9 protein-coding genes are annotated in these 13,338 nt (G+C 46.7%); 3 read left to right on the top strand and 6 right to left on the bottom strand.

Annotated features, from left to right (window positions below; genetic code table 11):
• Positions 1-42: 42 nt before the first annotated feature.
• From Q0110_RS10690 to Q0110_RS10680, 3 genes are all read right to left on the bottom strand, one after another.
• The gene (locus Q0110_RS10690; protein ID WP_297906138.1) at positions 43-2,424 is read right to left on the bottom strand and encodes a response regulator; all 2,382 of its coding nucleotides are present in this window, start codon (positions 2,422-2,424) and stop codon (positions 43-45) included.
• Positions 2,425-2,518: 94 nt separating this feature from the next.
• Positions 2,519-3,400 (bottom strand): helix-turn-helix domain-containing protein, encoded by an 882-nt coding sequence (locus Q0110_RS10685; RefSeq protein ID WP_297906137.1) that lies wholly within the window; start codon positions 3,398-3,400, stop codon positions 2,519-2,521.
• Between the two features lie 99 nt (positions 3,401-3,499).
• The gene (locus tag Q0110_RS10680; RefSeq protein ID WP_297906136.1) at positions 3,500-4,486 is read right to left on the bottom strand and encodes a linear amide C-N hydrolase; all 987 of its coding nucleotides are present in this window, start codon (positions 4,484-4,486) and stop codon (positions 3,500-3,502) included.
• 198 nt (positions 4,487-4,684) lie between these two features.
• Here Q0110_RS10680 and Q0110_RS10675 point away from each other — a divergent pair, with 198 nt between their 5' ends.
• On the top strand, positions 4,685-7,051 hold the full coding sequence (locus Q0110_RS10675; protein WP_297906135.1) for an outer membrane beta-barrel family protein: 2,367 nt from the start codon (positions 4,685-4,687) through the stop codon (positions 7,049-7,051).
• Positions 7,052-7,056: 5 nt separating this feature from the next.
• Here the strand turns inward: Q0110_RS10675 and Q0110_RS10670 are convergent, their stop codons facing one another.
• Positions 7,057-7,668, bottom strand: coding sequence for a MarC family protein (locus Q0110_RS10670; protein WP_297906134.1), 612 nt, complete (start codon positions 7,666-7,668; stop codon positions 7,057-7,059).
• A gap of 167 nt (positions 7,669-7,835) precedes the next feature.
• Between Q0110_RS10670 and Q0110_RS10665 the strand changes: the two genes are divergently transcribed.
• Together Q0110_RS10665 and Q0110_RS10660 are read left to right on the top strand one after the other, a co-directional pair.
• Entirely contained in the window at positions 7,836-9,161 is a 1,326-nt protein-coding gene (locus tag Q0110_RS10665) for a PhoH family protein (RefSeq protein ID WP_297906133.1), read from the top strand.
• 786 nt (positions 9,162-9,947) lie between these two features.
• Entirely contained in the window at positions 9,948-10,943 is a 996-nt protein-coding gene (locus tag Q0110_RS10660; RefSeq protein ID WP_297906132.1) for a DUF4925 domain-containing protein, read from the top strand.
• A 157-nt stretch (positions 10,944-11,100) separates the two neighbouring features.
• Here Q0110_RS10660 and Q0110_RS10655 read toward each other — a convergent pair whose 3' ends face one another.
• Positions 11,101-12,186 carry an LptF/LptG family permease gene (locus Q0110_RS10655; RefSeq protein WP_297906131.1) on the bottom strand — a complete coding sequence of 362 codons (1,086 nt, stop codon included), beginning with the start codon at positions 12,184-12,186 and terminating at the stop codon, positions 11,101-11,103.
• Positions 12,187-12,198: 12 nt separating this feature from the next.
• Positions 12,199-13,329, bottom strand: a complete 1,131-nt coding sequence (gene tgt, locus Q0110_RS10650) for a tRNA guanosine(34) transglycosylase Tgt (protein WP_297906130.1) — start codon at positions 13,327-13,329, stop codon at positions 12,199-12,201.
• Between the last annotated feature and the right edge of the window lie 9 nt (positions 13,330-13,338).

Below are 13,338 nucleotides of genomic sequence, written 5' to 3'. Positions count from 1 at the left end.
GATAATTTTTACAACATGAGCTTCTAATTTGCAAGATAAACTTTATATCGGCGATTGTAAATATTTATTAAGGATACTCATTAATGCCCCGATATCAATTGGTTTGGCCAGATGATAATCCATGCCCGCTTTGATGGCGTTTGTCACGTCTTCTGAAAAAGCGTTGGCGGTCATGGCTATGATCGGCATATGTGCGGTGTCTTTTCGCTGGAGGGAACGAATCTGCCGGGTAGCCTCGTAACCATCCATGACAGGCATCTGGATATCCATCAGTATCATCTGGTAAAAGCCTTCTTCTGATTGGGAGACTTTATGAACGGCCTCCAGGCCATTTACCGCCGTATCGATCGCGACACCGGTACTACCGATGATCTCTACGGCTATCTCTTGATTTAACTCGTTGTCTTCCACGAGCAAGACACGCTTGTCGGAATAGTCGGCGTTCGATAACTTGAACGGACGGATCGGTTCCGGCTGGCCTTCTTCATCGAGGAAGGATTTCAATACTTGGATCAACTTGGATTTATAGAGAGGCTTGGTGATAAACCCGTTGGCCTTTGCTTCCTTGGCCTCGGCCTCATATTCCTCCAGATCGTATGCGGAGAGAATGATGATCGGGACATCCGCTCCCACGAAACGCCTGATTCTCCGGGTTGTCTCGATACCGTTCATTTGAGGCATTTTCAGGTCGATGATCACGGCGAAGTAATCCTTGCCGGCCAAATGATGTTGCCGTACTTTTTCTATGGCATCGCTGCCCGAATAAACACATTCACTGTTTATCCCGATTTCCTGTAGGCAGTTACACGTGCTTTGGCAGGCGATCTTATCGTCATCTACCACGAGAACTTCCAAATCTTCGGCCTCGATTCTCTCAGCCTGTTTCTGGTCTCGGTATGCCAAGGGCATATTGATCGTGAAACGGGAACCTTTGCCATATTCACTCTCTACCTTGATATCTCCTCCCATCAATTGGATGATTTTATGGCTGATCGCCATGCCGAGACCGGTTCCTTGTATTGTCTTGATCTCATCATCGCTCGCACGCTCGAAAGGCAGAAATATCTTATCCAGGAACTCCGGTTTCATGCCTCTTCCATTGTCCTCGAACACGAACTCGTAATTACCGATGCCGTCATGAGGTTCTTTCTCATAGATATCTATTGTGATGCGGCCTTTGTCCGGTGTATACTTGATTGCGTTCGAGAGGATATTCATCAATACCTGCTTGATCCGTTGCGTATCACCTTTTACGTTCTCGTGCTTCAGATTTTTGAGATGTATGTCCAGGGTCTGTTGTTTGCTTTTTATTTCCGGCTGCATCATGACGATCAAGTCTTGCAAGAGTTCCCCCACGTTGAAATCGTCTTCGGAGAGGATCAGCCTGCCACTCTCTACCTTGGACATATCGAGTACCTCATTGATCAGGCTCAGTAATAATTTAGAGGCTCCGTTGATTTTCTCCAAGCAATCGAGTACTCTTTCACGTTCGTCCACGTGAGCTTGCGCTATGGCTGTCATTCCCATGATAGCGTTCATGGGAGTCCGGATGTCGTGGCTCATGCGGGCGAGGAAGTCCGATTTGGCTTGGTTGGCTTTTTCGGCCGATTCTAGTGCCTCTTTAAGCTGCCTCGACTGTTTCTCCAATTTCTTTTGTAACTCCTTCTGCTCAGTGATATCGGTGATATTGATGTAGACAATAAGATAGATAGGCTCGTCACCTTCCCAGCCAATGCATTCCCCGTTCAACTGTAGCCAAGCACTGTGTCCATTTTTGTCTTTCGACTGGATAACGAAATGTACGGGTTCTCCTTTCAACATACAGGGGATATGGGTGTCCATCGTATTGTGGCTTGCCTCGTCTAGACGGGAAAAGGGGCTGAACGTTGCGAAAGAATTCTTGTCAGCGCCGGAGAATTCCTTGTATTTATCGTTCGCTTCCAGTAGCGTGAAATGACCGTCCTTATGTACCTTGTGCTTGGAAATGAAACCGGGGATATTGTCGTAAGCTATGGTTTGCTCGATCCGTCTCCGCATTATGTCTTCCACATCGGTCATCACGGTATAAGAGATCGGGATACCGTCTTGAAGCTGCTTGGTAAACGTAGACGTGATCTTTGTCCATCTCTCCCCGTTCTTCGTGGGCATTTGAAAAACGACCTCGTAACCGTTGGAATTGTTCGCTAACGCCCCATAGATATTATCGGATAATATATTCCAAGCCTCGTCGTAACCTTTAAAGTACAGGTCGGGCTTGTTATGGAAAAGGGTCTCGTACTCGTCTTTCGAGTAGCCTATCATATCGTAGTAGAAATCATTCGCCCATAAAAGTGTGAAATGCTCGTCTAGTAAATGCTTGCTGACACTGGCTCCCGTAAGTCCCATCAGTAAATTGTACTCAAAATCCGTTCCCCAGTCTTCCATTATATATCTTTTTGATTATCTTGCAAAGTTAAAGATTATCAAGGATAACCGACGGGATTCTATTTTCGATAATATGTTCTGTTTTTGCTCCCTATTAGTCGGAAGCGTTTAAATGATAGGAGTAGGTATACGATTTGCCCCTATACTCTTGCGGAGTCATGCCTGCGTGTCGCCGGAAGAATTTATTGAAGAACGACAGGTTGTTGAAGCCAAGGTCCATCGCTATGTTCTTAATTTCTTGGTCGGTCCCTTTTAATTGGGTCTTAGCGTCTATGATTATTATCTGCGTGAGTATCTCTTGAGGAGTCTCGCCGGTCGCTTTTTTGATGGATGTCGAGAAATAAGAGAACGTTAGGCCCAGCTTCTCGGCATAGAACGATACGTTATGTTCTTTCGTATAATATTTCAATACGATATTCAGGAACTCTTGGTAGATTTGTAAAGGCCGTGTGAGCTCTTGTTTCTCCAGCGGATAAGTTTTACAATATATTTCTACGATACCCTGGCTGCACATCGTGAAAATGGCTTTTATCATTTCTTTATTACTCAAGATATCGGGATATACGGTATATTGGTAAAGAAGCTCGTAAAAGTCCGTGATCAGGTTGGCCCTGCTCTGGGAGATCTCTATGACCGGATACCTGTAGATCATCGGCAGATAGCCCATCGTGCTCTTGATGAAATTTGCGTAACACATGAAATCGAAGGAGAACGCGATGAAATAGATCAAGACATCCGGGGATATCTCCTGTATTTGTATGCAGCTATTGGGCAGCAGCGTTACGATATTGAGCCTCGAAGTGATGGATTCAGACATATTGATGGTTGAGCGTATTTGCCCTTCCGCGCAAAGGATAAAGGCCCCGGCTTTTATCTTACAAGGGATATTAATAAACTGCTTGAGTTCATCGGCGGATATGTATTTGCCGACCATAAAGTCGGTCGGTGAATCAAGGCAGAGGAATTGTTTATCCATGTTGTAAGATTTTTGATGTCAAATATAAATATTAATCGAAACTCAATCGCCGTGAGAGGAAATGTAGAACATATTATCCAAAAAAATGGTTCGTCAAGGCTAGGTAAGCTCTTTTACGCCCAGAAATTTGAAAGGTATCGCGGGCTTGAAGTCTTTTGAGGCGTTACCATGATAGGTTTCGCCGTTGGCGATGGATAATTTAAGTACCGGGGCACCTTCCGATAAATCCATATCCCGCAGTCTTACCCAGAACGTGTTCGGGGTGAGGCTCGACTCGAAGAAGTAGATCAGGTTCTTGCTCTCGGATACCGTTCTCCATTGTGTCGTAGAGATTTCCGGGCTTTCGGGAGTCGATATGCCATAAGGAACGGAGGCATTGCGAATCACGCTGAATACGCAGGCGATAGCAGTCTTCTCATCGTCTGTCTTAGGTACGGCATTGATGTAAAAACTGGCTCTGGCGAAACGATCCGACGCACGGTTGGTTCCCGGAAGGAAACTCAAGCCTCCGATGGATTTCCAATACTCGCAAAGGGCCAACTGTTTGTCGTAGGTTGGCGAATTGGTCATCACGTTATATTCCTTGCTGTGGTAGACGGTTAGTTTACCCCCGATATACTCGAAGATGGCACAATCTCCGGTTGCGTCGGAGATCGACAGATGCAAGGTCGCCAAGCGAGAGCCGTCCGGCATCTTATCGGATACTACCTGAAACGTGTCTTCTCCGACCAGAGAGACCGCTTCTTCTACCGTGGCGAAATTATCTAGCATATATTGTACCCATATCGTTATGGCGAGGCCCGGCTTGTCCTTGTCTCTTACCGGGTATTGGGCCTCGGGTAGCCATAGCAAGTTCGCTACCAGTCCTTTCTCGTTCATCCCGTCCGTACTGGCTATCTCGAAAGCGGATGTGATGATGCTGCCGTATTTTGACTTCCATTTCAGGGAATCTTCTCCCGTCTCCCCATTTCTCTCCATCCCCCGTGGAAACACCCACAGGTTACTGTGCATATCGGTCTTCCAATCCATCGAACGGCCGGTCGCCACCATCCCGTTCGTTCCTGAATAAACTACTCTTGTACACATGATCCTCAATTTTTAATATACTTTACTTCTTGTGTTTGATTGATATATCAACAATAAGCGTTCTTTAAAGTTCGGCCTCGATAAGACTAAATAACATTTCTGATAAGACTAGATAAGACTCTGTAAGCGAACGATAACATAGTCTTTAAAAAGAATGCGCTTCCTTTGCGTTAACGAAAAATGATAAAACGAACTAAGATGAAACGTATTATTTATTGCATGATTTTAAGTTTGCTGATGAGTTTCGGCGAGATTATGGCACAGGGTATTTCCGGAAAGGTGATGGATGGCAAGGAACAGCCGGTGGACGGTGTGGCGGTGATTTTACAGACCCTCGACTCCGTGTATGTGGATGCCGTCGTTACCGATACACTTGGGTGTTTCCGGCTGGATCATCCTCTTGACCGCTCGTACCGACTTATTTTCCAACATATCTTATACAATACGGCAGAGAAGGTGATAACCGGTGCGGAGGTAGGAATGGTGGTCCTTGAGGACAAGGATTACCAGTTGGCCGAGATTACCGTGAAAGGAGAACGCCCGCAAGTGAAATTAGAGGGAGGAAAGTTGACATATGATGTCCCACAATTGATGAAGAATAAGACCGCCACGAACGCTTTCGAGGTCATCAAGGACTTACCGGGTCTTATCGAGCGGAATGATAACCTGGAACTGGTAGGTGCCAGTCGCTTGAGTATCGTCTTGAACGGGCAATTGACCACGATGTCTGCCGACCAATTGATCCAACTGCTGAAAAGCATGCCTGCCTCAAGGGTGGAGAAGGCCGAGGTAATGTATAACGCCCCGGCGAAATACAACGTGAAAGGAGCGTTATTGAATGTCATATTGAGTAAAAACGAGTCTGATACCCATTCTTGGCAAGGGGAGGTGGGTACGAGTTACAAGCAGAACCGCCGCGCTAGCGGGGATGCCCACGTGAACTTGCTGTACGCGAATAAAGGCTTTAACATGGATTTCTTGGTAAACGGCATGAAGGGCCGGCCGGTATCGGGCGAGGATATGCTGGCACGTCATACATTAAACAATAGCGTGACGGAAATAACTCAACACAACCGGGGGATCACTCATTATAACTTGGCTACGGCTCGTTTAGGCATGGATTATACATTTGCGAATAAAGACAAACTTTCGCTTGCGTATTATTTACGCGGGAGTAAACCTAAGACAGAGCGAACCTCTATAACTACCTATCAGGATATGTCGGACCCGGAGAATACTTCTGTCAGCACAAGCGATATTAGTAACGATGACCGTTCGGCAACCCACAATATTCGTTTGCAGTATGATAGCCATAAAAATCTCTCTGCCGGGATAGATTTCACCCGTTTCCATTCCCCCTCGACGCTTTATTTCCTGGATGAGAATACGGGCGGTACTCATACGGATTTGATCAACAATACAGGGCAAGACGTATCCCGTTGGTCTGTATTCCTGAACAAGACCCATGATTTCAGTACCGGATGGAGCTTGAACTATGGCTTACACGGCGGGTACGCCTCTTCCTGGAATTATTCCGAATATTTATATAACCGGGGAAATGGTTATGAGATAGACGAGGAGGAGTCTGAGAACAATACGCAGAAAGAATATAGCGCCGATCTTTTCGCCGAGGTTTCCAAGAGTTTTAACGAGCGTTTCTCCGCTACGGTCGGGCTGAAAGGGGAGTATTTTAAATCGGATTATACCTCTGCCAAGGAAAGCATGAACTTATGGAATGAATGGTCTTTGTTCCCTACGGTATCTTTGAGCTATGTGTTCTCTCCGTCGCATATGCTTCAATTCGAGGTGAGCAGCGATAAGACTTATCCCGGTTACTGGCAGGTTACGCCCCAGGTCATGCCTATAAGCTCTTATTCCGAGGTGATCGGGAATCCTTCCTTGAAGCCTTATCGCTCGTATGAGGGGCAGTTGATCTATATCTTCCGGCAGAAATACATGTTGGTCGCTTTCTGTGAGTATACGCCGGATTATTTCGCCCAAATGCCTTACCAAAGCGATACGGAGTTGAAAAACATCTTTCGTTACGAGAATATGGACTATAGCTTGGAGGCCGGGCTTGCGCTGGTAGTTCCATTCAATGTGGGAAGTTTCTGGAATAGCCGTGTCACCTTGCGGGGATGGCGCATGCAGGAGAAGAATAGTGATTTCCACGGCATGTCGTATAATCGTGAGGCCTATGTCGGGTTGTTCCATATGAGCAATACCTTCAATCTCTGTTCCCGGCCTAACTTGAAACTGACCGTCGACGGCCAGTATGTAACCCCGGGTGCCATTCAAGGTGTTTACGACCTCGGCTCCATATATGAGGTATCTGCCGGCTTGAAATGGACCTTTATGGACGACCGGGCCAGCTTGACCCTGAAAGGGAATGACCTCTTTGCCACAGGTATTCCCCGGTCTATCAAGATAAACCAAGGAAACCAATGGAGCCGTTTGAGGAAGCTGAACGACGAGCGTTGCTTGCAACTGTCGTTCGTCTGGAAATTCGGCGGCTATAAGGCGAAGAAACACGAATCGGTAGATACCTCCCGGTTCGGGAAATAGAGACCTTACATAGCCTTGGTACTTGCCTCTATCTGTTCCATCAAAAGCGTGATATTGCTCATGAATAGCTTGACGGAGATCGCTAGCAGGATGATGCCGAAGAATTTACGGATCAGGTATATGCCGCCTTTTCCCAATGCTTTCTCTACTTTGCGTGTCATGCGGACGACGAAATAGACCCATAGCATATTCAGTACCAAGGCTACGATAATATTTACGCTGGCATATTCGGCCCGAAGCGATAACAAAGTGGTGAACGATCCCGCCCCGGCCAGCAGCGGGAATACCAGCGGTACCAACGTTGCTTCCTTGATCGGCCCTTGGTTCTTGAAAATCTCGATATCGAGGATCATCTCCAGCGAGAGGAGGAAGATCACGAAAGCGCCGGCCACGGCAAACGACTCGATGTCTACGTGGAAAAGCCTGAGCAATATATCTCCGGCATAGAAGAACCCTAATAACAGCAGGAAAGAGATCAGGGTCGCTTTCAATGCGTTGACATCCTTCCCCTTATCCTTCAGGTCAATGATGATGGGGATGGCCCCGATTATATCGATAACGGCAAATAATACGATAAAGGCACTAAGTATTTGCTGGAAGTTGAAATCTGTAAACATGACGTTATCCTCCTATATTTTTATGTCTTCGTAAAGATAGGCATTTTCCTTGAATTGGTCAATAAGACGAGATTATTGGTGTGTGTAACTAATTTTAGCGGACAAAGGTTATCAACATACCGGAATTATTCTTATATTAGAAGCAGTAATCATTAAATCGAAAGGCCATGGGAGCAAAGAAGAATTTTGTGTTGGACACGAACGTCATATTACATGACTATAAGTGTATCGAGAACTTTCAGGAAAATGATATCTATCTACCCATCGTGGTGTTAGAGGAGCTGGATAAGTTCAAGAAGGGCAGTGAGCAGATCAATTTCAATGCCCGGGAGTTTGTCCGGGAGCTAGACTTGTTGACCAGCAACGATCTCTCCTTGAAAGGTGCCTCCTTAGGGCCGGGCAAAGGTACTCTCTACATCCGGACAGGGGAGGTCTTTCACCCGACCGTGGCAGCCTCTTTCCCCGAGAAAACACCGGATCACCGTATCCTCTCCTGTGCCCTGAGTATCGCTGAGAAGGATAAGACGGTGAAGACGATCCTGGTCAGCAAAGACGTGAACCTCCGTATGAAGGCTCGCTCTTTGGGTATTCCCGTTGAGGATTATATCACGGATAAGGTGGTGAACGTGGATATTTTCGAGCGTGCGCAAGAGACCTACGAGAATATCGATCCCGACATGATCGACAAGATCTATGCCTCCCCGGAAGGTATCGACGCTGATCTGCTGGAAATCAGGTCTAAGCTCGACCCGAACGAATGCTTTATCTTGAAAAGCGTACGCAATAGCGTATTGGCCCGTTTCAACCCGTTTACGGATAAGATCAAGAAAGTGGAGAAGGGTACGAACTTCGGCATCCAGCCCCGCAACGCCGAGCAGAGTTTCGCTTTCGAGGTGTTGAACGACCCGGATATCAAGCTGGTAGGTCTGACCGGAAAGGCCGGTACAGGAAAGACGCTGTTGGCCTTGGCCTCTGCCTTGAAACAGGCCGGCACGTATAAACAGATACTTTTGGCTCGTCCGATCGTTGCTTTGGCGAATAAAGATCTCGGTTTCCTTCCGGGAGACGAGAAGCAGAAGGTCGCTCCTTATATGCAGCCTCTATTCGACAACTTGAACGTGATCAAGGGGCAGTTTGCCCCGGGTAACCCTGATGTCCGTAAGATCGACGATATGCAGAAGAACAACCAGTTGGTGATCGAGGCGTTGGCCTTTATCCGCGGCCGTAGCTTGTCCGAGACGTATTGTATCATCGATGAGGCCCAGAACCTTACGCCGCATGAGATCAAGACGATCATCACCCGTGCGGGCGAGGGAACGAAGATGGTATTCACGGGAGACATCCAGCAGATCGATTCCCCGTATCTGGACGCGCAGAGCAATGGCTTGGCCTATATGATCGACAAGATGAAAGGGCAGGAGCTGTTCGCCCATATCAACTTGATAAAAGGTGAGCGAAGCGAATTATCCGAGTTGGCTTCCGATCTTTTGTAATCAAAAATCGAGAATTGAGGATTGAAAAGGAATGCTATCATGGGGATTGATTTTCAATCCTCAATTCTTAACTGTTAATCGTTTGCGTCTTGGCTGACTAAATCTTCCGGAAACTATCTTTATAGGAGTTTCGCCCGTGTCCTAGATATTATCCCATATTATAAATTGGTGTATGAAATGTGCACATTCTATTGGAAGGAACGCGACCTGTTGCGTAGCCTTGCGTTACCTGTTGCGTGGTTTTACGTTACACGTAGTATAGCCTTGTGTCGTGGGTAGTGAGGCCTTGCGCTACGGGTTGCGTCGGGCTACGCTACGGGTTGTGTCGGTACAAGCTGTGTTTTTTACCGGTGGTATGGGCGAATGCGACAAGAAAAATGAGTAAATATCTGTTTTATAGTTGTTTGTCGGTTTTTGGGAACGCAAAATTGGGTAATTGGATCTACGAGGTCTATGCGTATCTTTGTAGTTCGTCAAAGGCGTTTTTGCGATCTGATTTTGAAAGAAAAAAGAATGTATTATATAAATATTATTATTTAAAGATGGGGTGCTACATTCGGGTGCTACATCGTATCATTGGAGAGGCTTGTATCTATTTTAAAATCAAATGTTTGTGGAGATTTCGAGTCCTGCATTGTAGTTCTACATATAAATTTTGGTCTAAACACAGGAATCGAACATCCGCTATTAAATTCTTGTTGTCTGTGAGTGGGTGAATGGATATATTTGTGATTAATTTTTGTGATAATATTAATAGTTATTTATGTTTAATTTAAAACAAGAGTCATGAAAAAGAGTTTGTTGTATGTATTTGCCGTGATTTGCACGATGGTTTTCTTTACGGCATGTGGTGATGATGACGATTCAAATTCTTCCGGCAACTGGCAGGATTTGTCGAAAACGTATGAGGGCGAGAGCGTAAAACTGGTAATGGGTGAGGTGACAATCCCTGTTGACGGTAAGTCGGTCGTGATCGCCGCTTCTTCCGCGGAGAAGGCATCTGTAACCTTGAACAATATCATCCCCGAAGATAAGTCGGTCGCTATCGATGCCGCTTTGAAGGAAGCGGACGGCACTTATACGTTTACCGGCGAGAGTACGGTTGGCGATTGCGTGGTATCGGTAAACGGTACGGTGAAGGACGGTGTAGCCTCTGTTGTGTATACTCGTAAATTAACTTCTTCTATCGTAGGTAATTGGAGCTTGAAAGCGGATGCGGGGGCTGTTTATGCGAATATAGTTACCGGGAATGCTCAGATTGACGGAATGGTTGGAATAATTGCTCCTACTGTTAGTGGTCTAATTTGGAAAAAGGTTAGCGCTGTAAATGTTAACTTACCGGAAGATGGAATCTTTGATGTTTCTTGGAGACCTATAGGGGCTTCCGAGGATAAAGGAATCGGTGAGATTACTAAGATAGCGAGTATCCAATATTGTGTGGTAGACGGTAAGTTTATGTTGGCTATCGATAAAAATTATGTGACAGTTGTGACCACATTGTTGGGCGATAAATTGAAAGAGTATGGTGTCTCCGTAGAGGACCTTATGGCACTTTTGGTTGATCTGGGCGGTTATTATGGATTACCCTTGAGTATGAATCAAAACGGAAACGAAATTACATTCTATGCCGATAAAGAATTGATCGTTTCTGTCGCTACCTTGGCTGCTCCGATTCTTCAACAAGTCATTACGGATCAAAATATAAAGACAATCGTTGAGATGGCTTTACAGTTACTTCCGAATGCGCAGACATTAGAGTTTGGCCTTAATTTCACGAAATAATTAAAAATCCTAGGTTGTAGAGACGGGGCGTGCCCCGTCTCCTACGGACTGATACTATTTGATGTTACCATATTGTTGGATGAGACGGGGCACGCCCCGTCTCTACAACTGGATGAAATTTGGCTGGGGTATACCAATGTTGGGGGATTAATTACTTTTACCTTGGGGCTTTTTGATATAAGAATATCGCTATAAACGTATATACTATATTTGGTATCCAAGCTGCCACGGCGGGACTTACATAACCATTGATGGCGAAAGTGGAAGTAACCGTCATGAACAGGATATACGAGAAACTCAACGCCAATCCGATACCGATGTTCATACCCATACCCCCCTTTATTTTCCGGGAAGACAACGACGCTCCGATAGAAGTCAGGATGAACGCCGCCATGATCGTGGCGAAACGTTTGTGATACTCGATCTGGAAGGTCTGTATATTCCCGATGCCTCTTTTCTTCTGCCGGTTGATATACGTATTCAGCTCGGGTGTTGTCATCGTCTCGCAATCATTCACGGAAATCAGGAAATCCGAAGGTACGATGGTCAAGGTCGTATCCTTGCGGGAACCTTCGGAGATATGTTCCCGCATACCGTCGAAATCACGGATCATATAATCGATAACAGTCCATTGATAAAGCGAGTCGTACTTGATCGACTTGGCGGTCAGGCGGGAGATCAGTTTCTTTTCCTCGAAATGCTCCAGGGAGAAACGGTATCCCATGTTCGAGCGAGCGTCGTAGCTATCGAAATAAGCGATAACGCCCGGCTCTATCTCCAATTGGGCGTTCTTCACGTAATCCACCTTTTTGTTGCGGATATACTTATTCTGGAAATCAATACGAGTCTCGTTCGCCGGGGGAATGATATAAGCGTTTAGGATAAACGTCACGATAGCGATAATCGCCGCCGAGATCGCATAAGGAAGCATCAGCCTGCGGAAACTCATGCCGCTGGCGAGCATCGCTATGATCTCCGAACGGTCTGCCAGTTTAGACGTGAAGAAGATCACGGCGATAAACGTGAACAACGGACTGAACAAATTGGCGAAATAGGGGATAAAGTTCAAGTAATAATCCACGATGATCGCCTTCAGGGGGACATCCGGGTTCAAGAACTTATCGATCTTCTCGTTTATGTCGAAAACGACGGAGATAGAGATAATCAAGGCGATGGCGAACACATACGTGCCTAGGAACTGCCTGATGATATACCAATCGATCCGTTTTAGTTTGAATTTCATCTGTCTCGTTTTTTATAACCGGTTCGCTAATTGACGGACCATACCGCTTTTCCACGTCGTAAAATCGCCGGCGATGATATGCGCCCTCGCTTCTTTCACCAGCCAGAGGTAGAAGGCGAGGTTATGGATGGAGGCGATCTGCAAGCCCAACATCTCTTTCGCCTTGATCAAGTGGTGCAGGTAAGCCTTGCTGTATAAGGTATCCACGTAAGAATGCCCGTCCGGATCGACCGGCGAGAAATCGTTCTCCCATTTCTTGTTGCGCATATTGATGGTGCCGAAGCGGGTGAAAAGCTGTCCGTTGCGCCCGTTGCGGGTAGGCATGATGCAGTCGAACATGTCGATGCCCCGCTCGATCCCTTCCAGCAGATTGATCGGGGTACCTACGCCCATCAAGTATCGAGGCTTGTCTTTCGGCAAGATCTCGTTCACGACCTCGATCATCTCGTACATCTTATCGGTAGGCTCGCCTACGGCCAATCCTCCGATGGCGTTGCCGTCGGCACCTTTCTTGGCTACGTTCTCCGCCGCTCTCTGCCGTAATTCCGTATAGACACACCCCTGTACGATCGGGAAGAGGCTTTGCCGGTATCCGTATTTCGGCTCCGTGCTGTTGAAGCGGGCGAAGCAACGATCCAGCCAACGTTCCGTCAGCCCCAGCGACTGCTTGGCGTAATCGTAATCGGCGTCTCCCGGGCAACACTCGTCGAAGGCCATGATGATATCCGCGCCGATGGAGCGTTCGATATCCATCACCTTCTCCGGTGTGAACATATGCTTGGAACCATCGATATGTGAACGGAACTCGGCACCCTGCTCGTGCAGTTTGCGGTTGTCGGAGAGTGAGAATACTTGAAATCCTCCGCTATCGGTCAATATCGGGCGGTCCCAGGTATTAAACTTATGCAAGCCCCCGGCCTGTTCCAAGATCTGTATGCCGGGACGGAGATACAGGTGGTAGGTGTTACCCAAGATGATCTGCGCTTTTGTGTCTTCTTTCAGCTCGGTCATGTGTACTCCCTTCACCGTGCCCTGCGTACCTACGGGCATAAAAATAGGCGTCTCGATTACCCCGTGGTCGGTGGTAATCAAGCCCGCCCTAGCGTTCGATTTCGTATCGTTATACTGTAGTTCAAATGTCATGTATCAAAA

Origin of the sequence: uncultured Parabacteroides sp. (genome assembly GCF_947855115.1) — a bacterium.
Classification (GTDB): Bacteria; Bacteroidota; Bacteroidia; order Bacteroidales; family Tannerellaceae; genus Parabacteroides.
The sequence above is the reverse complement of the archived record's forward strand: the minus strand, read 5'-3'. Positions and strand labels throughout refer to the sequence as shown.